This window comes from Sphingopyxis sp. NFH-91 (genome assembly GCF_021401285.1).
In the GTDB taxonomy this organism is placed as follows: Bacteria; Pseudomonadota; Alphaproteobacteria; order Sphingomonadales; family Sphingomonadaceae; genus Sphingopyxis; species Sphingopyxis terrae_A.
The window spans coordinates 591,125-611,771 of the sequence record NZ_JACBGA010000002.1 but is presented as its reverse complement, the minus strand read 5'-3'; the positions used below and the strand labels follow the sequence as shown (position 1 = coordinate 611,771).

Here is a 20,647-nt window from a genome sequence, read left to right as displayed (position 1 = left end):
GAGGTATTCCTTCGCTGGGTGACTTAACGGGGAGCCATGCGGATCGCGCCGTCGAGGCGGACGGCCTGGCCGTTGAAATAGGTGTTGCGGATCATTTCCATCGCCAGGCTGGCATATTCCTCGGCCTTGCCGAGCCGCTTGGGGAAGGGGACCGACGCTTCGAGGCTTTCTTTGACCTTGGGGTTCATATTGCCGAGCAGCGGCGTACCGAACACGCCGGGCATGATCGAATTGACCCGGATGCCGAGGTCCATCAGATCGCGCGCCATCGGCAGGACGAGGCCGTTTACCCCGGCCTTGGCCGACCCGTAGATGACCTGACCGATCTGTGCGTCCTGCGCCGCGACCGAGGCGGTGAAGATGATTGCGCCACGTTCGCCGTCTTCCAGTTCGGGCAATGTCGCCATGCCTTCGGCCGCGATCGATCCGATGCGATAGCTTGCGGTCAATATGCCCGCGACACCATATTCATAATCCGCGGTTGGGGTCCGGCGAAATTTGCCCGTTTCCTTGTCATAGGCGAGCGTCTTGCCGCGGCGCGACGTCATCGCGCAGTGGACCGCGATGCGTTCCTGACCATGAGCGGCGCGCGCCTTGGCAAAGCCGTCGAGAACCGACTGTTCGTCGGTGATATCGACATGGACGAACAGGCCGCCGATCGATTGCGCCACCTCTTCGCCCAGCGCGTCGTTGATATCGAAGATCGCGACCTTCACACCCGCGGCGGCAAGCGCTTCGGCGGTTGCGCGGCCAAGACCGGACGCGCCGCCCGTGACAACGGCCGCGGTCGAGGAATCGAGTTTCATGGGGAGGCTCCTCAGGCTGGAATCTGGTTGAAGGGGACGCCCTTGTCGGGGCGATGGTCTTGCGGCAGGCCGAGGATGCGCTCGGCGATCGTGTTGAGCAGCGTTTCGTCCGATCCGCCGGCGATGCGGCCGGTCGGCGCGTTGATCCAGCTCGCTGCCCAATCGTCCTTGGGCGAGGCATGCTCGTCGAAGTGGAAGCCGCCGACGCCCTGCAGGTCGATCGCGAGTTCGGACAGCTTCTGGCGCGAGCGCACCGCAACCAGCTTGTTGAGCGAGCCTTCGGGGCCCGGCGTCATACCCGCCTGCATCATCAATCGTGCGCGGACATTGATCGAATCGAGTCCCGAACGCATCGCATAGTTGCGGGCGATCTGCTGCCGGATGCGGCCATCCTCGATCGCCGGTCGGCCATTGATCATCAGGTCTTTCGCCATATCGACGAACAGGTCGAGGTGCGGGCCGAATCCGGCGCTGTCGGTTGCGACATAGCGTTCGATCATCAGGGTCGCGAGCGCGACCGAGAAGCCGCCGCCGACCGGAGACATGCGGTGGTCGTCGCTGATCTTCACATCGTCGAAGAAGACTTCGTTGACGTGACTGTCGCCGCCGGCGAGCTTGATCGGGCGCACGGTGACGCCGGGCGCCTTCATGTCGACCCAGAAATAGGTAAGGCCCTTGTGCTTGGCGACGGTCGGGTCGGTGCGCACGACGATGACGCCATAGTCGCTATATTGCGCCCAGCTCGTCCAGACTTTCTGGCCGTTAATCTTCCATCCGTTGCCATCGGTTTCGGCGCGCGTGCGCAGGCCGGCAAGATCGGTGCCGCCCGATGGTTCGGAGAAGAGCTGGCACCAGATTTCTTCGCCCTGCAGCGCCTTGAGCACGCGCTCCTTCACGAAATCGCGGTCGGAGCCGAACTGCATCAGCACCGGCACCGGCATGCCGAGCGAGATGCCGAAATAGACGTTGGGGAAGCCGTGCTTCATCTCCTCGGCTTCGAAGGTGATCTTCTCGATATGGCCAAGGCCCTGTCCGCCGAGGTCGGTAGGCCAGTTGATGCCGGCGAAGCCCGCATCGAATTTCGCCTTTTGATAGCGGCGTCCGAGCGCGAGATCCTCTTCGACGCTCAGGCCCTTGCGGGCCGCCTTGCCGAACGTGGGCGCGACGGATTCGCACCAGGCCGCGGCCTTCGCGCGATAGGCTTCGAGATCGCTCATGCTGCTTCTCCTGCCAAGCGGTCGACCAATATATCTTCCCAGAACAGGCTGCTTCCCTGTTCGAGCGCCAGCGTGCGGGCGCGGCGCATATGAAGGTGAAGGCCGATTTCCCAGGTCACGCCGATGCCGCCGTGGATCTGCACGCAATCGCGCGCCGCGGTATCATAGGCTTCGGTCGCCGAAAGCCGCGCCGCGGCGGCCGCCGTCACGAAATCGCTCTGCCCCTCGCGCGAGGCCGCGTGGATGCAATTGGCGCGCGCGAGTTCCACAAGGCCGTAGAGTTCGGCGATGCGGTGCTTGATCGACTGGAAGGCGCCGATGGGCTGCCCGAAGGCCTTGCGCGTTACGGCATAGTCGCGCGCGATTTCCATCAGCGCCTCGGCGCCGCCCGTCTGCTCATGCGCGGTGATGACGGCCTGCAATGCCAGAATGTGCAGCGCCGCCGCGCGCGCGGCGCTTCCGCTGACGAGCGTCTCGGCGGGCGTATGAGAAAAATGCAGGTCGGCGAGGCAGCGGCTGTTGTCGAAGCTGTCGATCGCCGTCTTTTCAACCTTGGCAAGATCGACAAGGGCAAGCACCGGCATCCCCGGGCCATTGGCGAAGACGATGGCAACGTCGGCATGTAATGCACCCGAAACGCCGTCCTTCACGCCATCGAGCCGGTCATCGGTCAGTGTGACCTTGGGATGGGCGGGCAGGGCGTCAGGCCCCGAAGCAATCGCGACCGCCCCGATGACGTCCCCGCTTGCCAGGCCCGGTAGCCAGCGCTGTTTCTGATCATCGCTGCCGTATAGCTCGATCGCTTTTGCCGCACCGAAATTCGAGGTCAGAAAGGGTGCGCCGCTGAGCGTGCGGCCCGCCTGGTGCGCGATCAGCCCGAGTTCGACGAGGCCGAGCGCAAGGCCGCCATAGGCTTCCGGCAAGGCCAGCGCGGTCCAGCCCTGTTCTTTTGCGGTGGCCCAGAAGGCTTCGTGATAGCGCCCGCTCGTCTGGAGCAGCGGGAGCAGATCGTCCTTGTGCACGCGCGCTTCCAATATGCGGCGCGATTCGGTGGCGATCGCCTGTTGTCCTTCGTCGTACAAAATCGACATCGGTCCGAGTCCTCTACCCTTTATGTTTTCACCCATCATCCGGACGTTAACGTAAACGTCAAGTCGTTTTGACGCTACGGCTGGAGGATCGGGCGGCAAAGCGCAACTGACAGGGGCATCAGGTGCGTCCGGCCTTCCAGTCGCGGCGGATCTTCTTGGCAAGGCTCCATTTGTGGACCTCTGTCGGACCGTCGTAGATGCGGAAGGCGCGCACTTCGCGGAACACCTGTTCGACGATCGTGCGATCGGTGACGCCGGTCCCGCCCATCACCTGAACGCAGCGGTCGGCGATCCGCATCAGGGCTTCGGAGACCGCAACCTTTGCCATCGAGCTTTCGACGGTGCCGAGCGATCCGGTGTCGAGAACGCCGGCGCACCAGTCGATCATCAGTTCGGCCTGCTTCAGATCGATCATATTCTCGGCGAGCATGAAGCCGACGCCTTCATGCTCGATCAGCGGCTTGCCAAAGGCTTCGCGCCGGTTGGCATAGTCGGTCGCGATTTCGTGCGCGCGAATGCAGCAGCCGAGCCAGCGCATGCAGTGCGACAGCCGGGCGGGGGACAGGCGGACCTGCGCGTAGCGAAATCCTTCGCCCGCCGCGCCCAGCATCTGGTCGGCGGGGATGCGCAGATTGTCGATGGTCAGCGTCGCGTGCCCGCCAGGCATCGAACTGTCGATCGTGTTCGGAATCTCGTCGATGCGGATCGCCGGATCGGGCAGGTCGACGAGGAACATGCATGCGCCTTCTTCGGCCTTCGCCATGACGATGCCGACGCGCGCGCCTTCCGCGCCGGTGATGAAGGTCTTGCGGCCGTTCACGACCCAATGATTGCCGTCGGGGCGGCAGGTCGTTTTCATCATCGACGGATCGGACCCCGCACCGCCTTCTTCGGCGGGTTCGGTCATGAAAAAGGCCGATCGGACGCGGCCCTCGACCATCGGCTTGAGGAAACGTTCCTTGAGCTCGGGGCTGCCTTCCTTGCCGAGAAGATACATATTGCCTTCGTCGGGCGCCATCGTGTTGCACGCGAGCGGACCGAGCGGCGAAAGCCCCGACTTGATGAGGACGACCGCCGTCTCGCGCTGATTGAGGTGGCTGCCATCGGACAGGATGTGCGGCGTCAGCACGCCCGCGGCCCGCGCATGCTCACGCATTTCCATCACCAGCTCGTCGGTCGGTGCGCCATGATGGTCGCGGCGCGGGTCTTTCTCATAGGGGACCACCGTCTCGCGGACGAAGGCCTCGACCTTGGCTGCAATCGCGAGCGCCCGATCCGATATGCCTTGGTGCGTCGCCGCCATTCCGATTCCCTTCGCTGTCTAACTATATCGTCTCTCAACCCGACGTTGACGTAAGCGTCAAGTTAATTCAAGGGAGAAGCAACGGTGCCGTAACGGCAGAGACAGAAGGGAAGGATGGACCATGGCTTTCAAGACGCGCATCACCGAAATGCTGGGTATCGAGCATCCGATCGTGCAGGGCGGCATGCAGAGTGTCGGCTATGCCGAACTGGCGAGCGCTGTGTCGAACGCCGGCGGCCTCGGCATCCTCACCGCGCTGACCCAGCCAAGCCCTGACGCTCTGCGCGACGAAATCGAACGCTGCCGGTCGATGACCGACAAGCCCTTCGGCGTGAACATGACGGTCTTTCCGACGATCAACGCCCCCGATTACAAGGCCTATGCGCAGGCGATCATCGACGGCGGCGTCAAGATCGTCGAAACGGCGGGCACGCAGGCGGTGCGCGAGATATGGGAAATGCTCAAGCCCCATGGCGTTACCATCCTCCACAAATGCACCGCCGTGCGTCATGCGCTGTCGGCCGAAAAGGCGGGCTGCGATATCATCTCGATCGACGGCTTCGAATGTGCAGGCCATCCCGGCGAGGACGATATTCCGGGGCTGATCCTGATCCCGGCCGCCGCCGACAAGGTGAAGATCCCGATGCTGGCGTCGGGCGGCTTCGGCGACGGTCGCGGGCTGGTCGCAGCGCTGTCGCTCGGTGCCGAAGGCATCAACATGGGGACGCGCTTCTGCGCGACCAAGGAAGCGCCGATCCACGACAATGTGAAGCAGGCCTATGTCGATAATGACGAGCGCGGCAGCTTCCTGATCTTCCGCAGCCTCAAGAACACCGCGCGCGTCGGCAAGAGCGCCGTGTCGGAGGAGGTGGTGCGCCGCCTTGCGCAGCCCGATGCGACCTTTGCCGACGTCGCCGAACTGGTCAACGGCAAGGCCGGCCGCGAACTCCTCGAAACGGGAGATCTGACGAAGGGGGTATTCTGGGCCGGGATGGTCCAGGGCCTTATCCATGATATTCCGAGCTGCCAGGAATTGATCGACCGTATCATTGCCGAGGCGGAGGCTGTCCTCGATCAGCGACTGGCCGGGTTTCGAGCCTGAACGGCCTTCCCAAAGAAATGCCCCGCCGGTGGGACGCCGGCAGGGCAGTTGGGGGAGGTGATCTGGGTGGCAACTGGTGCAGGGTTGCCATGAACGCAGGTTCGATCACCAGAACCCGCCATCCGCTTTTGGCAATGGCGCGGTTCCCCGACTTTGACTTGCATCAACAAGCGAAAATAATCATGCCCGACCGGTCGCCGCCGCGGCACCGGACGAAAGAGATTTTCACGGCATGAGCATCGTTCATTATCAGGGCTTCGCGGGAATCCGCCTCGAAGCCGACGTTATCGGATCGGACAATGATCCGGCGGTGCTGCTGCTCCACGGTGCCGGTCAGACGCGCGCGATCTGGTCGAATGTCGCCGACGCGCTCGAACAGGCCGGCCGCCGCGTCATCAGCCTAGACCTTCGGGGTCATGGCGGTAGCGAGTGGCCCGAGGACGGGCGCTATGATTTCGATGCGTTGGTCGGCGATCTGCGCGCGGTGCTGGCACAGCTCGGCACGCGGCCGGTCGTTGTCGCCTCGACCCTGGGCGGATGGATCGCCGCCGCCGCGCTCGAACGCGACGCGGCAGTGCTCGCCTCGGGGCTGGTGCTCGTCGACCTGCCGGTCAGCGACGATGTAACGATGGCGCAGCGCATCGGCGACCGCCTGCGCGAAGCGGCCAACCGGGCGCCTGGTCAGGCTGCGTGGGACGCCCGGCTGTTCGAAGCCTTCGACGCCGCTACCGTGTCCGAGCGGCTTTCGGGGATCGCCCCCAATATAGCCCTGCCGACGCTCTATGTCCGCGGCGCGATGAGCGAACTCGTCTCGCGCGCCTCGGCGGCGGCGTTCGTCGGCCAGCTTCCCGACGGCGAACTGGTCGAGGTGGAGGATGCCGCGCTGGTCGTCACCGAAGACCGGATCGACGCGCTTGGCGCGCATCTGATCGACTTTCTTGAGCGCCGCGCGCCGCGCGGGTGGCCGGAATATCGCGCTGGGTCCGACGCGCGGACCTTTCGCGACGCACTCGGCTGCTTCGCGACCGGCGTTACCGTGGTCACCGCTATCGATGCGGCGGGCCAGCCGATCGGCCTCACCGCCAACAGCTTCACCTCGGTATCGCTCGACCCGCCGCTCCTCCTCGTTTGCATCGCGAACAACGCCGGCAGCGCGGCAGTGCTGCGCGAGGTCAAGCATTTCGCGGTCAATGTGCTCCAGATCGGCCAACAGCCGACCTCCAACCGCTTCGCGGGCAAGGGCGAGGATCGCTTCGCCGCAACCGGATGGGAGATCGGCGAATTCGGTACGCCGGTGCTGTCGGGATCGCTCAGCAGTTTCGAATGCGCTCGCGAGGCGGTGCATCCGGGCGGCGATCATTTCATTCTTGTCGGCCGCGTCCTGAAGGCGATTTTCGAACCGCGCCGCGATCCCTTGCTCTACTTTCGCGGCAAATATCGCAAGCTGCACTTCGCCTGAGGTAAAGCGGCGATTCCGGCGGTTATGGTGAGCCCTGCTGGGTTCGAACCAGCGACCTACTGATTAAAAGTCAGTTGCTCTACCGACTGAGCTAAGGGCCCATCGCGGACCGCCGGGGGGCGGTGTGCGAAAGCGAGCCGTCGCCCTAGTGCGCCGAAGCGCCGTGGTCAACCGGCTTTGCCCGCGAAAGACGCGCGGCGAGTTGCCGGACGCTTTGGCCGCTGAGTGGATGGCGCCAGGCGGGTGCGATCATGCGGAGCGGGCCAAGCACGAAATCGCGCACGGTCATTGCCTCGTGCGGCACGGTGAGCGCCGCATCGCTCCATCCGCCCTCCGACCACAGCAATATGTCGAGGTCGAGCGTGCGAGCGCCCCAGCGCTGGCCGCGCCGCCGTCCGAAAGCTGCTTCGATGGCTTTCAGCCGATCGAGCATCTCGGGCGGGCTGAGCGGCGAGGCGACGAGCGCGACGGCATTGGCGTAGCGGCGGCGCGATGGACCGAGCGGCGCGCTGGCGACGATCGGGCTCGCATCGACGGGTTCGATTTCGTCGCTTTCGAGCGCGGCAAGCGCGGCGAGCAACACGCGCCGCGGATCGCCGAAGCGGACGTGGCGGCGGTTCGAACCAAGGCCGATGGCATAGAGGGGGAGGGGCGTTGCGCTGGTCATGCCCATGCGCCTATCGCAGCGGGGTGAAGATTGACAGTCCTTTGCCCGCCACCGAGCCGCCGCGCGATTGCCTGCGCTGCCCGCGACTCGCCGGCTTGCGCGCCGCCTGTCGCGCCGAGCATCCCGATTGGTGGAACGCGCCCGTCTATGCATTCGGCGACCCCGATGCGTGGCTCGCCATCGCCGGGCTCGCGCCGGGAAAGCACGGCGCCAACCGCACCGGGCGGCCGTTTACCGGCGATTATGCGGGCGACCTGTTGTTCGAAACGCTCGCCGCCTTCGGGCTCAGCCGCGGCGTCTATGACGGGCGGATCGACGACGGGCTGCGCCTGGACGGAACGATAATCGTCAACAGCGTCAAATGCCTGCCGCCGCAGAACAAGCCGACGCCCACCGAAATTGCTGCCTGCCGCCCCTATTTCGAGGGACAGCTCGCAGCGCTACCACAGGTCAGGGTGCTGATCGCACTCGGCCGAATTGCACATGACGCGGCGGTTCGCGCTGTGGGCGGGCGGCTCGCCGCCTATCGTTTCGCGCATGGCGCGGTGCATCGCCTGCCCGACGGGCGTCATCTGGTCGATAGCTATCATTGCTCGCGTTACAACACGAACACCGGGCGACTGACGCCGGCGATGTTCGCCGACGTCTTTCGCACCGCCGTCGCGCTGCGCGATCAGACCAGCGGGCGGAATTCGTCGACGACGGCGCGGTAAAGCTGGCGCTTGAACGGGACGATCAGCCGTTCGAGTTCGTCGAGTTCGGCCCAGCGCCAGGCGCGAAACTCCTGATGCCGGGTCGCGATATCGACATCGCTATCCTCGCCCATAAAGCGCATCAAAAACCACGACTGGCGCTGACCGCGATATTTCCCGCCCCACATCCTGCCCATCAGATGGTCGGGCAGATCGTAGAAATGCTCGGTCTTGCTGCGCGCGATGATATCGACCAGCCCGGCATGGACGCCGGTTTCCTCGCTGAGTTCGCGGATTGCGGCATCTTCGGCATCCTCGCCGGGATCGATGCCGCCTTGCGGCATCTGCCACGCGTCCTCGGCCGAATCGAGTCGCTGGCCGACGAAGACGAGGCCATGGCGATTGGCGAGCATCACCCCGGCGCAGGGGCGATAGGGAAGGGCGCTGGGGTCGATCATGCGGTCGCTTCGGCGACGATCGCCTTGAGGACCGTCAGATTGCCGCGGATGTCGTCCTTGGCACTCGGAATGCCCTGCGCCAGACAGATATAGCCGTGGATATTGCCTGCAGCTTCACGATAGGTGGTCGGCACGCCAGCGGCGATCAGCTTGCCGGCATAGGCGCGGCCCTGATCGCGCAGCGGATCGAGTCCCGCGGTGACGAGCAGGGTCGGGGGCAGGCCGGCGGCGTCGAAATCGATCGGCGACGCGCGGCGATCGGCAGGGTCGGCGGCATAATGATCGCCGAACCAGGTCATGCCGCCTTCGGTGAGCAGATAGCCATCCTTGAAATCGCGGTAGCTTTGCCAATCCTGATGCGTCGTGACCGCCGGATAGATCGGATGGATCGCGACCACGGGCTTCGCGGCTGGCGCATCGCGCAGCGCGAGCGCGGTCGCGATGGTCAGATTGCCGCCCGCGCTGTCGCCCGACAGGACCAGCCCGGTGCATGGGATATTGTCCGCAACCCAGCGCGTCGCCGCCTCGCAATCCTCGGGCGCCGCCGGGAAGGGGTGTTCGGGCGCGAGGCGATAGTCGACGGCAATCACCGGCATGTCGAGCTGGCGTGCCGCTTCGGCACAATAGGGATCGTGCGTGTCGAGATCGCCGATCACCCAGCCGCCGCCATGGTAGAAGACCATGACCGGTCCGGGCTCGCGATCGGGACGGTTGTCATAGATGCGGATCGGGATCTCGCCGGCGGGTCCGGGAATGGTGCGATCCTCGATCTTGGCGATTGCGCCGCGCGGCACGTCGGCCATCTGCCCCATAACGCGCATCATTTCGCGCCCCGCCTCGGGCGGCATCTCTTCCATCTTGGGGCCTTCCTGGGCATTGAGGAAAGCGAGAAAGGCCGCCACATCGGGGCGAACATAAGGAGTCGTGCCGTCGGTCATCCGTCAAATCCCTTGCTATGTTGTTGCCGCTGCTATTCGCCATCGGGCGGCATAATTCAATGGCAATTGGAAACTGATTACGGCAGGCGCGCGCCGATCCGCTTTGCAGCGCACAAATTTTTCTGAATTGCGGGCGACGAAAGACGGGCCTAGGCCCATTCCGGTAATTCGCAGGACTCTAAAGGCAGAACAGAAAATGGCGACAGTGGTCGAGGACCGGGCCGAAGATCGGCAGTCCCCCCGTTCCGACGCAGTGGTGGTTCGTTTCGCAGGCGACAGCGGCGACGGGATGCAGCTTACCGGTGGTCAGTTCACGCTTTCGACCGCGCTCGCGGGCAATGACCTGGCGACTTTCCCCGATTTTCCGGCCGAAATCCGAGCGCCGCAGGGGACGTTGTTCGGTGTTTCGGCGTTCCAGATCAATTTCGGGTCGAGCGAGATCACGACCGCGGGCGACGCCCCCGACGTGCTCGTCGCGATGAACCCCGCGGCGCTCAAGACCAATGTCGGCGTGCTCAAGCTGGGCGGCCTGATCATCGCCGACGAAGGCGAATTCAACGACCGCAATCTCGCCAAGGCGAAATATGACGCCAATCCGCTCGAGGATGGCAGCCTTGCGAAATGGCAGCTGCTGAAGCTCAACATCAGTCAGGCGACGATGGATGCCGTCAAGCCGTTCGGGCTCGGCAACAAGGAAGCGCTGCGCTGCAAGAATATGTGGACGCTCGGCCTTGCGCTGTGGATGTTCGACCGCGACCGCCAGCCGCTGACCGAGTGGCTGAAGGCGAAATTCGCCAAGGATCCCAATCTTGCCGAAGCGAATATCGCGGCGCTTAATGCGGGCCATGCCTATGGCGAAACCGCCGAACTCGCGGGACCGCTCAAGCAGCATCATGTCGCGCCGGCGCCCGCCGAACCCGGCCTCTATCGCACGCTGACCGGCGCCGAGGGCATCGCGCTCGGTCTTGTCGCCGGGGCGCAGCTTGCGCATCTGCCGATGTTCTTCGGCGGTTATCCGATCACACCCGCATCGGCGATCCTCCACCATCTGTCGCGGCTCAAGGAATATGACGTCACGACCTTCCAGGCCGAGGATGAAATCGCCGCAATCTGTTCGGCGATCGGTGCGAGCTACGCAGGGTCGCTGGGCGTCACTAGCTCGTCGGGTCCGGGCATCGCGCTGAAGGGCGAGGCAATGGGCCTCGCGATCATGACCGAACTGCCGCTCGTCATCGTCAATTCGCAGCGTGGCGGCCCGTCGACGGGCCTGCCGACCAAGACCGAACAGTCGGATCTCTATCAGGCTGTCTATGGCCGCAACGGCGATGCGCCGATGCCGGTGATCGCCGCGCGCTCGCCTGGTGACGCGTTCGAATGCGCGATCGAGGCGTGCCGGATCGCGGTCCAATATATGACGCCGGTGATGTTGCTGACCGACGGCTATATCGCCAACGCGGCCGAGCCGTGGAAAGTCCCCGACCTGACCGCCTATGAAGCCTTCCCGGTCGAATTTCTGACCCAGGTACCCGAAGGCGGCTTCAAGCCCTATGGCCGCGACGAAAAGCTCGCGCGCCCCTGGGTGAAGCCGGGTACGCCCGACCTGCTGCACCGGATCGGCGGGATCGAGAAAGAGATCGACACCGGTCACATCAATTATGCGCCCGAAAATCACCAGGCGATGACCGACATTCGCAAGGCGAAGATCGACGGGGTCAAGGTTCCCGACCAGATCGTCGAACTCGGCGCCGAAGGCGGCAAGCTTGCCATCGTCGGCTGGGGATCGACCTATGGCCCGATCCATCAGGCGGTGCGCCGCAAGCGCGCCGAAGGGAAGGACGTCAGCCAGATTCACCTGCGCCATATCTGGCCGCTCCCCGCCAATCTGGGCGAATTGCTCAAAAGCTATGACAAGGTGATCGTGCCCGAAATGAACACGGGCCAGCTCAAGACGGTGCTGCGCGACCAGTATCTGGTCGATGCCAAGCCGCTCAACAAGGTGTCGGGCCAGCCCTTCCGGATTGCCGAAATCGAAGCTGCCATCGAGGAGGCGCTCCAGTGAACGAGATGACGACCATCGCCCGCACGACGACGCTCAAGGATTGGGAAACCGATCAGGAAGTGCGCTGGTGCCCCGGCTGCGGCGACTATGCGATCCTGAAGGCAGTGCAGCGCACCCTGCCCGAAATCGGCGCGGTGCCCGAAAGCACCGTGTTCATCAGCGGGATCGGCTGCTCGTCGCGCTTTCCCTATTATGTCGAAAGCTATGGCTTCCATACGATCCATGGCCGTGCGCCGGCGTTCGCGACGGGGCTGAAGCTTGCCAATCCCGAACTCGACGTGTGGATCGTCACCGGCGACGGCGATGGTCTGTCGATCGGCGGCAATCACACGATGCACCTTATCCGGCGCAACCTCGATTGCCAGATCATGCTGTTCAACAACGAGATTTACGGGCTGACCAAGGGCCAATATTCGCCCACCAGCCGCGTTGGCACCAACAGCCCGTCGACCCCGTTCGGCTCGGTCGACCGCCCGGCGCAGCCCTGCGCCTTCGCACTCGGCGCGGGCGCCCGCTTCGTTGCGCGCGGCTTCGATGTATCGAAGGAACTGCCGAATGTTCTGAAAGCAGCCCATGCGCACAAGGGCGCGGCCTTTATCGAAATCTTCCAGAACTGCATCGTCTATAACAAGGACGTGTTCCAGGATTTCGCCGCGCCGAAGGGCGCTGAAGACCGCCAGCTCTGGCTCCAGAACGGGGAACCGATGCTGTTTGCCAAGGGCGCGAAGGGTATCGCGCTCGATCAGGAGGCGCTGACGCTCAAGGTCGTCGATGTCGTCGATGGCGACTGGCAGGCGGCGGGCGTGATCGTCCACGACGTCACCAACCGCAGCGTCGCGCACATGCTCGTGGAAATGCGCTTCGGCGAATTCCCGATGGCGCTCGGTGTCCTCTACGATGATCCGCGTCCGACTTTCGAAGCCGACGTATGGCGCCAGAACAAGGCGGCGGCTGAGGGCAAGAAGGCCGATCTGCAGAGCCTGCTCAAAAAAGGGCAGACCTGGACGGTCAGCGAAGGTGGGCCCGATCTCTGATCGCTTGCGGTCGATGCGCGCGTCGGCTTTATAGGGGCGCATGGACAATCTGACCCACAGCCTCGTCGGCGCGGTACTTGGGCAAATGGGACTCAAGAAAAAGACCGCGCTGGCGATGCCGACGCTGATCCTCGCCGCGAACCTGCCCGATATCGACGCAAGCTGCGCCTTTTATGGCGTCGAATCGCTCGCGATGCGCCGCGGGATCACCCATGGGCCGATCGCGCTGCTTTTGCTGCCGGTCCTGCTCTGGGCCGCGATGATTGCCTTCGACGGCTGGCAGACGCGGCGGGGAACGCGGCCCGCTACAAGGCCGCCCTTGCATCGCGGCTGGTTGCTCGCGCTCGCCTATATCGGGTGCCTCAGCCACCCGGCGCTCGACTGGCTCAACAACTATGGCGTGCGGTTGCTCGAACCGTTCAGCCACCGCTGGTTCTACGGCGATACACTGTTTATCATCGACCTGTGGATATGGCTGGCGCTCGGCCTGTCGGTCTGGCTGTCGCTGCGACGCGAACGTCGCGGGGCGCCTGACTGGCAACGACCGGCTTGGATCGGTTTCACCGCCGTTTGCGCCTATATCTTCGCCAACGGTGTCATGACGGGGCAGGCCGAGGCGCAGGCATCCGACCTGCTGCGGCGGAGCGGACAAGACGGCGCGCTGGTCGTCGCGAGCCCGCCGCCGATCGCCTTCTGGCGGCGCGATATCTTTTGGCGCGGCGGTGGACGCTATGGCAGCGGCGCCTACGCGCTGGGGCAGGGGAGCACGGTGGAGCCGGGGGTTCCGACGGGCATGGACGACATGCGCCTCCGCGAGTGGCTGAAGTCCGATCCGCCCGCGCGCGCCTTCCTTTTCTGGGCGCGGATGCCGGTCGCGACGCGCGACGGCGATGCGATCGTCCTGCACGATCAGCGCTACATGCAGCCGCTGGCGCGCGACAACTTTACGGTGCGCGTGACCGCACCCGATACCGCCAGCTATCCCTGATGGCACCGCCGACGATCCTGTGGTTTCGCCGCGATCTGCGGCTCGCCGATCAGGCGGCGCTAGTCGCTGCGGCGGCATCGGGGCCGGTCATTCCCGTCTATATTCTTGACGACGAAACGCCGCGGCATCGCGCGATGGGCGGCGCGTCGCGCTGGTGGCTGCATCACAGCCTCGCGCGGCTCGACGAAAGCCTGCGCGCGCGCGGTTCGCGGTTGATCCTGCGGCGCGGCAAGTGCGAGGACGAACTGGCGAAGATTGCCGAGGAGAGCGGGGCCGGCGCCGTGCATTGCCTCCGTCATTACGAGCCGTGGTGGCGCAATGCCGAGCGCGCGGTCGCGAAGCGCCTCGATCTTAGATGTCACGACGGCAATTACCTCGCGCCACCGGGCTCGGTGAAGACCGGCAGCGGCGGTCTCTATAAAATCTACACGCCTTTCTGGCGCGCGCTGCGCGATCATATGCCGCCGCCTGTGCCCGTGGATGCGCCCGAAGGCCTCGATGCGCCCGACCGCTGGCCCGCGTCGGACCGGCTGGACGATTGGAGACTGCTGCCGTCCCGGCCCAATTGGGCGATTGGGTTCGAAGGCGAATGGACGCCGGGCGAAACGGGCGCGCAGGTGCGACTCGGCGCTTTTGCCGAGATCGCGGCGCGTTATGACGAGCAACGGAACCTGCCCGCGATCGAAGGCAGTTCGCGCCTGTCGCCACATCTTCACTTCGGCGAGGTTTCGCCCGCCGCGATCTGGCATGCCGTCGCAGACGCGGGGGGATCGGTCGATGTGTTCCTCGCCGAGATCGGGTGGCGCGACTATGCGCAGACGGTGATCTTGCAATATCCCGATTACGGCGGCCGCAGTGCCCGCGAAGCCTTCGATACCACGCTGCCCTGGCGGAGCGGCAAGGAGGCCGACGCCGATTTCGCCGCCTGGCAACAGGGACGCACGGGCTATCCGATCGTCGATGCCGGCATGCGGCAGCTCTGGGCAACCGGCTGGATGCACAATCGCGTCCGGATGATCGCCGCGAGCTTCCTCATCAAGCATCTGCTCATCGACTGGCGGCGCGGCGAACAATGGTTTTGGGATACGCTGGTCGATGCCGATTACGCGTCCAATGCGGTGAATTGGCAGTGGGTCGCGGGGTCGGGTGTCGACTCGAACATGTTTCCGCGGATCATGGCGCCGCTCAGTCAGTCGGAGAAATTCGATGCCGCCGCCTATATCCGCCAATGGGTGCCCGAACTGGCCGACATTGGCGAGCCCGCAATCCACGATCCTGACGAATTCGGCCGCCGTCCGCGAAGCTATCCCCCGAAAATCATTGGGCATCGCGAAGCCCGCGCGCGGGCGCTGGCGGCTTATGACGTCATGAAGGCCGACGACAACTGATTGTCATGGCGCAGGTTTTGCGGCAGGGAATGCTAATGAACACCCATGTCAGCCCCCGTCGCGGCAAAGCGCTTCTTCGCGCCGACAGGGCTTTTCGGTCGGGTGGTTTCATCGCGCGCCTCGTCGGCCGCGCCCCGTCGGCGCTGTTCCATCGCCTGCTCGACCGCATCGATGCCGGGCTGGGCAAGGGGACGCTCGAGGGACATCTGCCCGACGGCAGCGTGCGCATCCTGGGCGGGCGGGGCAAGGGGCCGACCGCAATCGTTCATCTGAAAAGCTGGTCGGCGCTGGTGCGCCTCGCGATGTCGGGATCGGTCGGCTGGTACCGGGCCTGGGATCTGGGCGAATGGAGTTCGCCCGATCCGGTCCCGCTGTTCGATCTGTTCATGCGCAACGGTGAAACACTGGGCAATGTCGCGCGCTCGCGCGGGCCGCTGCACTGGATCAATCGCGCCGCCCATATCGTCAACCGCAACAGCCGCAGCGGTTCGAAGCGCAATATTCTGGCGCATTACGATCTGGGCAATGATTTCTACCGGCTGTGGCTCGACAGCGGACTCAATTATTCGAGTGCGTTGTTCACCGACCTTAGCATGACGCTGGAAGAGGCGCAGGAGGTCAAGGTCGATGCGATCCTCGACCGGCTCGACCTGCGGTCGGGGACGCGACTGCTCGAAATCGGCTGCGGCTGGGGCGCGCTCGCCGAACGCGCGGTCGAGCGCCACGATGTTCTCTACACCGGTATCACCCTGTCGCCGTCGCAGGCGGAGGTGGCCGAGGCGCGATTGCAGGCGGTCGATCTTTCGGGGCGCTCGCGTGTCGAAATCTGCGATTATCGCGACGCCAAGGGTCCCTATGACGCGATTGCGAGCGTCGAAATGGTCGAGGCGGTGGGGCAGACCTATTGGCCAGCCTATCTCGACGCGATCGCGCGGCTGCTCCGCCCCGGCGGCAAGGCGGCGATCCAGTATATCGCGATCAACGACGCGCTGTTCGAACGCTATGCGGCGAGCAGCGACTTCATTCAGGCCTATATTTTCCCCGGCGGTTGCCTGATTTCCGAAAGTCGCTTCCGCGCCTTGGCCGAAGCGCGCGGGCTGGCATGGGGCAATGTGCGTCACTTCGGCGGCGACTATGCCGAAACGCTGCGCCAGTGGCGCGAACGTTTCGACGAGGCGGTGTCGGCGGGGCAACTCCCGTCGGGCTTTGACGAACGCTTCATCCGCCTGTGGCGCTATTATCTGCAATATTGCGAAGGCGGCTTTCGCGGCGGCGGGATCGACGTCGCGCAGGTCACGCTGGAAAAGATCGACGGATAGTCGCCTGTAATCGAGAAGAGGGAGAGGGGAATGCGACGACGATTGGCCGCCTTGCTATTGCCCGTGGCGCTGGCCGGCCTTGCCGCGCCCGCCGCGACACAGACCACCGACGCCATGCCAAAGGATCAGAATGTGCTGTTTTGGAGCCAGGATCAACGCGACGCTGCTTTCCGTACGATGGAATCGGTGCCCAAGGTCGTCGTGTACACCATTGCGGCGGGCGGCCCGGTCTATCCGCTGCCCGAAGGACGGCCGATCGATGTCGGGGTCGACATCGACGCGCATATGGCGCGCCAGCGCAATGCGGGGCTGATCATCGTTCAGGACGGCAAGATCCGGCTCGAAAAATATGCTCTCGGCTATGGTCCTGCGGGGCGGTGGACGAGCTTTTCGGTCGCGAAGAGCTTCACCTCGACGCTCGTCGGCGCGGCGGTCAAGGACGGCTATATCAAAAGCCTCGACGACAAGGTGACGCAATATATCCCCGGACTTCGCGGTTCGGCCTATGACGACGTCAGCGTGCGCCAGCTTCTCACGATGACCTCGGGCGTGCGCTGGAACGAGGATTATACCGATCCCAAATCGGACGTCGCGCAGTTCAATCTGCAAAAGCCCATCGCGGGTGAGGATATTACCATCAGCTATATGAAGACCTTGCCGCGCGAAGCGCCGGCGGGGTCGAAATGGGTCTACAAGACCGGCGAGACCAATTTGATTGGCGTCCTCGTGTCGAGCGCAACGGGCAAGACACTGTCAGCCTATCTGTCCGAAAAAATATGGAAGCCGTTCGGCATGGATCAGGACGCCGTCTGGATGCTCGGGCCGACGGGGCACGAGATCAGTGGTTGCTGCGTATCGGCCAGCCTGCGCGATTATGCCCGCTTCGGTCTGTTCATTCTCGGCGGCGGCGTGGCTGGTGGGGAGAAAGTTCTGCCCGACGACTGGCTCGCCGCCGCGACGACCAAGCAGGCCGCGATCGACCAGCCGGGGCGCGGCTACGGGTATCAATGGTGGACCAACGATGACGGCAGCTTCGCCGCGCAGGGCATCTTCGGGCAGGGCATCTTCATCGACCCCAAACGACGGCTCGTCATCGCATCGAACGGCAACTGGCCGACCGCAACCGACCCCGAAGGCGTGGGCGCGGCGCGCGAGGCCTTTTACAAGGCGGTGCAGGCCGCCGTGGACAAGGAAAGCCACTGATTTTTCGGTGCGTCATTGCGAGCGGCGAAGCCGCGCGGCAATCCAGAGCGGGCGTAACCGCCCTGGATTGTTCGCAGCGCCGGCAATGACGATTTGAAGACCCTTCTCGCCCTCTTTCGCTACAATGACGTTCAGGCGATCGGTGCGGCTGTCGCGCGCTGGGCGAGCCAGGCGGCGGCAACCGGGATCAGGACGCCTAGCGCCATCACCCACCAGGCATCAGCCAGGCTGATCGAACGATAGATGGCTGCGCCCAGAATCGCTCCGGCAACAACCCAGCCGGCGCCGGTGCCGTCCGAAATGCGCATCGCGAGCCAGCTTCCGGCGAAGGTGCCAACGAACCAGCCGACGAGCAACGCAATTGTCGCGCCGAGCGGGATCAGGATTTCGCCAGTGTCGAGGTCATAGACTTCGGGAGCGAATTCGCCGCCCGCATATTGGGCGATCCACAACAGGCCGAAGGCGACCGCAATGCCGATAACCGCCGCGACCGCGGAACGTAGAATATTGCCGCCCATTTTCATGCCCTTGCTTCTCGAAACGCTTGAGAGCGCGTGATAGCCCGGGAAAGCAAATATCGCGTTAAGCCTCTGCCATCACCTTCGGCAGCGCGTGATAAGCGGTGCTGTCGAAGCCATCGACCATCATCCTGGCGACGAATTCGCCGACGACTGCCGGATCCTTGATGCTCTGCGGGTCTTCGCCGGGATAGGCGCGTGCGCGCATCTGGGTGCGCGTGCCGCCGGGGTCGAGAATTGCGGTGCGGACGTTCGAGATATTGCGCATTTCGGCGCCATAGCTCGACACCAGTACCTCGAACGCCGCTTTTGAGGCGGCGTAGGCGCCCCAATAGGCGCGCGGCGTCCGCGCGACGCTGGTCGACAATGCGACGAGGCGCCCCGCGGGCGCGCGGCGCAGCAGCGGATCGAAATTGGCGATCAGCGCCTGCTGCGCGACAAGATTGAGCGTCAGCAGCTTGTTGAATTCCTTGCTGTCGATCGCGCCAACCGGGGTCAACGTGCCGAGCATCGCGGCATTGAGTACCAGCATGTCGAGTTGCTGCCACCGTTCGGCGATCGCGCTCGCCAGCCGGGCGATGCTGTCGCCGTCGGTCAGGTCGAGCGGCGCAATGGTCGCGCTGCCGCCCGCATCGTGGATGCGGTCTTCCAGTTCCTCGAGCCCGCCCGCGGTGCGGGCGGTGATCACGACATGCGCGCCGCGTCGTGCGAGCGATTCGGCGATCGCAGCGCCGATGCCGCGGCTCGCGCCGGTGACGAGCGCCGTCTGTCCTGCCAGTTCTTCAGAATTCATCGTCATTTCGTCAGACAACCCGTTCGGCAAGCAGCGAAAACTGATCTTCCAGGCTGTTCTCGTCGAAATCGGTCAGCGTGGTCGGATAATCGCCCGTGAAGCAGGCGTCGCAATATTGCGGACAATCATCGGTGCGCCGCGCCTCGCCCAGCGCGCGGTACAGGCCGTCGATGGTCAGGAAGGACAGGCTGTCGGCATTAATGAAATTGGCCATCTGGCCGACCGTCATCTGCGCCGCGAGCAGCTTGGCGCGTTCGGGCGTGTCGACGCCGTAGAAGCAGCTATGCGACGTCGGCGGGCTGGCGATGCGCATATGCACTTCGGCGGCCCCCGCGTCGCGCATCATCTGCACGATCTTGAGGCTGGTCGTGCCGCGCACGATCGAATCGTCGATCAGCACGATCCGCTTGCCGGCGATCAGCGCGCGATTGGCATTGTGCTTCAGCTTGACGCCGAGATGGCGAACCTTGTCGCCCGGTTGGATGAAGGTGCGGCCGACATAGTGCGAACGGATGATGCCGAGCTCGAAGGGAATGCCAGATTCCTGCGCATAGCCGATTGCCGCCGGGGTTCCCGAATCGGGGACCGGGATGACGAGATCGGCATCGACCGGATTTTCGCGCGCCAGTTCGGCGCCGATCGCCTTGCGCACCGAATAGACGCTGGTGCCGTCGACGATCGAATCGGGGCGCGAGAAATAGACATATTCGAAGATGCACGGCCGTGCCGCGCGGTCGGCGAAGGGGCGGTGCGACGAAAGCTGGCCGTCGCGAATGATCACAAGTTCGCCGGGATCGACCGAGCGGACGAATTCGGCGCCGACGACGTCTAGCGCCACGGTTTCGGACGCGAGGATATACGCATCGCCCAGCTTGCCGATGACCAGCGGACGAATGCCGAGCGGATCGCGGCAGCCGATCATGCCTTCCGCGGTCAGGCAGATCAGCGAATAGGCGCCCTCGACCTGTTTCAGCGCGTCGATGAAGCGATCGAGCAGGGTGCGATAGTTGGACGTGGCGACCAGGTGGATGATGACCTCGGTATCGCTCGTCGACTGAAAGATGGATCCGCGGCGCACCAATATCTTGCGCAGCGCCATCGCGTTGGAAATATTGCCGTTATGCGCGACCGCAAAGCCGCCGGTGGCCAGGTCGGCGAACAGCGGCTGGACATTGCGCAGCGCCGTCTCGCCGGTGGTCGAATAGCGGACATGGCCGATCGCCGACGCGCCTGCGAGCTGGCGGATGATGTCGTCGCGGTCGAAATTGCCCGCAACATGCCCCATCGCGCGGTGGGTATGGAAATCCTTGCCATCGAAGGCGGTGATGCCCGCGGCTTCCTGACCGCGGTGCTGCAGGGCGTGAAGCCCCAGCGCCGCGACCGCAGCGGCACTTTCGGCGCCGTGAATACCAAAGACGCCGCACTCCTCGCGGAGCTTGTCGTCGTCAAAAGGATGGGTCGTCAGCATGTCAATCCAGGGGCAGGGGGCTGGGACTGCCGCGCATATAGGAGTGCCGAACCCAAATGTCGCCCCCCATATTTGACCTTTTGATGTCAACCGGACCCGCGCGGGGGGTGACAGCCGCTCTCGACCTGCTCTAAGGCGCGGACC

19 protein-coding genes and 1 tRNA gene are annotated in these 20,647 nt (G+C 64.4%); 9 read left to right on the top strand and 11 right to left on the bottom strand.

Going from position 1 to position 20,647, the window contains the following annotated elements; translation table 11 throughout:
* Positions 1–23 precede the first annotated feature (23 nt).
* From L0963_RS07920 to L0963_RS07905, 4 genes are all read right to left on the bottom strand, one after another.
* Positions 24–806 (bottom strand): SDR family NAD(P)-dependent oxidoreductase, encoded by a 783-nt coding sequence (locus L0963_RS07920; protein WP_186403215.1) that lies wholly within the window; start codon positions 804–806, stop codon positions 24–26.
* 11 nt (positions 807–817) lie between these two features.
* Positions 818–2,023, bottom strand: a complete 1,206-nt coding sequence (locus tag L0963_RS07915) for an acyl-CoA dehydrogenase family protein (protein ID WP_234179059.1) — start codon at positions 2,021–2,023, stop codon at positions 818–820.
* A complete protein-coding gene (locus L0963_RS07910) occupies positions 2,020–3,114 on the bottom strand; it encodes an acyl-CoA dehydrogenase family protein (protein ID WP_186403217.1) in 1,095 nt (364 codons plus the stop codon). The genes L0963_RS07915 and L0963_RS07910 overlap by 4 nt, the downstream gene beginning before the upstream one ends.
* A 118-nt stretch (positions 3,115–3,232) precedes the next feature.
* A complete protein-coding gene (locus L0963_RS07905) occupies positions 3,233–4,417 on the bottom strand; it encodes an acyl-CoA dehydrogenase family protein (RefSeq protein WP_186403218.1) in 1,185 nt (394 codons plus the stop codon).
* Positions 4,418–4,538: 121 nt separating this feature from the next.
* Between L0963_RS07905 and L0963_RS07900 the strand changes: the two genes are divergently transcribed.
* Both L0963_RS07900 and L0963_RS07895 read left to right on the top strand, forming a co-directional pair.
* Positions 4,539–5,519 carry an NAD(P)H-dependent flavin oxidoreductase gene (locus tag L0963_RS07900; protein ID WP_234179057.1) on the top strand — a complete coding sequence of 327 codons (981 nt, stop codon included), beginning with the start codon at positions 4,539–4,541 and terminating at the stop codon, positions 5,517–5,519.
* Positions 5,520–5,751: 232 nt separating this feature from the next.
* On the top strand, positions 5,752–6,978 hold the full coding sequence (locus L0963_RS07895; RefSeq protein WP_234179055.1) for an alpha/beta fold hydrolase: 1,227 nt from the start codon (positions 5,752–5,754) through the stop codon (positions 6,976–6,978).
* Between the two features lie 25 nt (positions 6,979–7,003).
* Here the strand turns inward: L0963_RS07895 and L0963_RS07890 are convergent.
* Both L0963_RS07890 and folK read right to left on the bottom strand, forming a co-directional pair.
* Positions 7,004–7,079 (bottom strand) — tRNA-Lys (locus L0963_RS07890).
* 44 nt (positions 7,080–7,123) lie between these two features.
* Positions 7,124–7,651 (bottom strand): 2-amino-4-hydroxy-6-hydroxymethyldihydropteridine diphosphokinase, encoded by a 528-nt coding sequence (folK, locus tag L0963_RS07885; protein WP_409574545.1) that lies wholly within the window; start codon positions 7,649–7,651, stop codon positions 7,124–7,126.
* 17 nt (positions 7,652–7,668) lie between these two features.
* Between folK and L0963_RS07880 the strand changes: the two genes are divergently transcribed.
* Entirely contained in the window at positions 7,669–8,358 is a 690-nt protein-coding gene (locus tag L0963_RS07880) for a uracil-DNA glycosylase (protein ID WP_234179053.1), read from the top strand.
* Here the strand turns inward: L0963_RS07880 and L0963_RS07875 are convergent.
* Positions 8,319–8,795: an RNA pyrophosphohydrolase gene (locus L0963_RS07875; RefSeq protein WP_186403223.1), complete on the bottom strand. Its 477-nt coding sequence runs from the start codon at positions 8,793–8,795 to the stop codon at positions 8,319–8,321. The genes L0963_RS07880 and L0963_RS07875 overlap by 40 nt on opposite strands.
* Positions 8,792–9,733 carry an alpha/beta hydrolase gene (locus L0963_RS07870; RefSeq protein WP_186403224.1) on the bottom strand — a complete coding sequence of 314 codons (942 nt, stop codon included), beginning with the start codon at positions 9,731–9,733 and terminating at the stop codon, positions 8,792–8,794. The genes L0963_RS07875 and L0963_RS07870 overlap by 4 nt, the downstream gene beginning before the upstream one ends.
* 196 nt (positions 9,734–9,929) lie before the next feature.
* Between L0963_RS07870 and L0963_RS07865 the strand changes: the two genes are divergently transcribed.
* Genes L0963_RS07865 through L0963_RS07840 form a run of 6 tightly spaced genes read left to right on the top strand, consistent with a single transcriptional unit; the run spans position 9,930 to position 17,724 of the window.
* Positions 9,930–11,792, top strand: coding sequence for a 2-oxoacid:acceptor oxidoreductase subunit alpha (locus L0963_RS07865; protein ID WP_186403225.1), 1,863 nt, complete (start codon positions 9,930–9,932; stop codon positions 11,790–11,792).
* Complete coding sequence (locus L0963_RS07860) at positions 11,789–12,826, top strand: 2-oxoacid:ferredoxin oxidoreductase subunit beta (protein WP_003051331.1); 1,038 nt, start codon at positions 11,789–11,791, stop codon at positions 12,824–12,826. The genes L0963_RS07865 and L0963_RS07860 overlap by 4 nt, the downstream gene beginning before the upstream one ends.
* Before the next feature lie 40 nt (positions 12,827–12,866).
* Positions 12,867–13,814, top strand: coding sequence for a metal-dependent hydrolase (locus tag L0963_RS07855; protein ID WP_234179051.1), 948 nt, complete (start codon positions 12,867–12,869; stop codon positions 13,812–13,814).
* Complete coding sequence (locus tag L0963_RS07850) at positions 13,814–15,202, top strand: cryptochrome/photolyase family protein (RefSeq protein ID WP_234179048.1); 1,389 nt, start codon at positions 13,814–13,816, stop codon at positions 15,200–15,202. Before L0963_RS07855 ends, L0963_RS07850 begins: the two co-directional genes overlap by 1 nt.
* A gap of 35 nt (positions 15,203–15,237) precedes the next feature.
* Positions 15,238–16,521: an SAM-dependent methyltransferase gene (locus L0963_RS07845; RefSeq protein WP_234179046.1), complete on the top strand. Its 1,284-nt coding sequence runs from the start codon at positions 15,238–15,240 to the stop codon at positions 16,519–16,521.
* Positions 16,522–16,551: 30 nt separating this feature from the next.
* Positions 16,552–17,724, top strand: coding sequence for a serine hydrolase domain-containing protein (locus tag L0963_RS07840; RefSeq protein WP_234179044.1), 1,173 nt, complete (start codon positions 16,552–16,554; stop codon positions 17,722–17,724).
* Between the two features lie 131 nt (positions 17,725–17,855).
* On the opposite strand, the gene L0963_RS07835 is transcribed toward L0963_RS07840, so the two are convergent.
* Genes L0963_RS07835 through purF form a run of 3 tightly spaced genes read right to left on the bottom strand, consistent with a single transcriptional unit; the run spans position 17,856 to position 20,503 of the window.
* Positions 17,856–18,248, bottom strand: coding sequence for a hypothetical protein (locus tag L0963_RS07835; RefSeq protein WP_186403231.1), 393 nt, complete (start codon positions 18,246–18,248; stop codon positions 17,856–17,858).
* 58 nt (positions 18,249–18,306) lie between these two features.
* Positions 18,307–19,035: an SDR family NAD(P)-dependent oxidoreductase gene (locus L0963_RS07830; RefSeq protein WP_186403324.1), complete on the bottom strand. Its 729-nt coding sequence runs from the start codon at positions 19,033–19,035 to the stop codon at positions 18,307–18,309.
* Between the two features lie 10 nt (positions 19,036–19,045).
* Positions 19,046–20,503 (bottom strand): amidophosphoribosyltransferase, encoded by a 1,458-nt coding sequence (gene purF / locus L0963_RS07825; RefSeq protein WP_062764792.1) that lies wholly within the window; start codon positions 20,501–20,503, stop codon positions 19,046–19,048.
* Positions 20,504–20,647 lie beyond the last annotated feature (144 nt).

What these genes read in the sequence shown, in the direction of transcription:
- L0963_RS07920 (WP_186403215.1), bottom strand. Translation starts at nt 806, where the DNA reads ATGAAACTCGATTCCTCGACCGCGGCCGTTGTCACGGGCGGCGCGTCC.
- L0963_RS07915 (WP_234179059.1), bottom strand. Translation starts at nt 2,023, where the DNA reads ATGAGCGATCTCGAAGCCTATCGCGCGAAGGCCGCGGCCTGGTGCGAA.
- L0963_RS07910 (WP_186403217.1), bottom strand. Translation starts at nt 3,114, where the DNA reads ATGTCGATTTTGTACGACGAAGGACAACAGGCGATCGCCACCGAATCG.
- L0963_RS07905 (WP_186403218.1), bottom strand. Translation starts at nt 4,417, where the DNA reads ATGGCGGCGACGCACCAAGGCATATCGGATCGGGCGCTCGCGATTGCA.
- L0963_RS07900 (WP_234179057.1), top strand. Translation starts at nt 4,539, where the DNA reads ATGGCTTTCAAGACGCGCATCACCGAAATGCTGGGTATCGAGCATCCG.
- L0963_RS07895 (WP_234179055.1), top strand. Translation starts at nt 5,752, where the DNA reads ATGAGCATCGTTCATTATCAGGGCTTCGCGGGAATCCGCCTCGAAGCC.
- folK (WP_409574545.1), bottom strand. Translation starts at nt 7,651, where the DNA reads ATGGGCATGACCAGCGCAACGCCCCTCCCCCTCTATGCCATCGGCCTT.
- L0963_RS07875 (WP_186403223.1), bottom strand. Translation starts at nt 8,795, where the DNA reads ATGATCGACCCCAGCGCCCTTCCCTATCGCCCCTGCGCCGGGGTGATG.
- L0963_RS07870 (WP_186403224.1), bottom strand. Translation starts at nt 9,733, where the DNA reads ATGACCGACGGCACGACTCCTTATGTTCGCCCCGATGTGGCGGCCTTT.
- L0963_RS07865 (WP_186403225.1), top strand. Translation starts at nt 9,930, where the DNA reads ATGGCGACAGTGGTCGAGGACCGGGCCGAAGATCGGCAGTCCCCCCGT.
- L0963_RS07855 (WP_234179051.1), top strand. Translation starts at nt 12,867, where the DNA reads ATGGACAATCTGACCCACAGCCTCGTCGGCGCGGTACTTGGGCAAATG.
- L0963_RS07850 (WP_234179048.1), top strand. Translation starts at nt 13,814, where the DNA reads ATGGCACCGCCGACGATCCTGTGGTTTCGCCGCGATCTGCGGCTCGCC.
- L0963_RS07845 (WP_234179046.1), top strand. Translation starts at nt 15,238, where the DNA reads ATGAACACCCATGTCAGCCCCCGTCGCGGCAAAGCGCTTCTTCGCGCC.
- L0963_RS07840 (WP_234179044.1), top strand. Translation starts at nt 16,552, where the DNA reads ATGCGACGACGATTGGCCGCCTTGCTATTGCCCGTGGCGCTGGCCGGC.
- L0963_RS07835 (WP_186403231.1), bottom strand. Translation starts at nt 18,248, where the DNA reads ATGAAAATGGGCGGCAATATTCTACGTTCCGCGGTCGCGGCGGTTATC.
- L0963_RS07830 (WP_186403324.1), bottom strand. Translation starts at nt 19,035, where the DNA reads ATGAATTCTGAAGAACTGGCAGGACAGACGGCGCTCGTCACCGGCGCG.
- purF (WP_062764792.1), bottom strand. Translation starts at nt 20,503, where the DNA reads ATGCTGACGACCCATCCTTTTGACGACGACAAGCTCCGCGAGGAGTGC.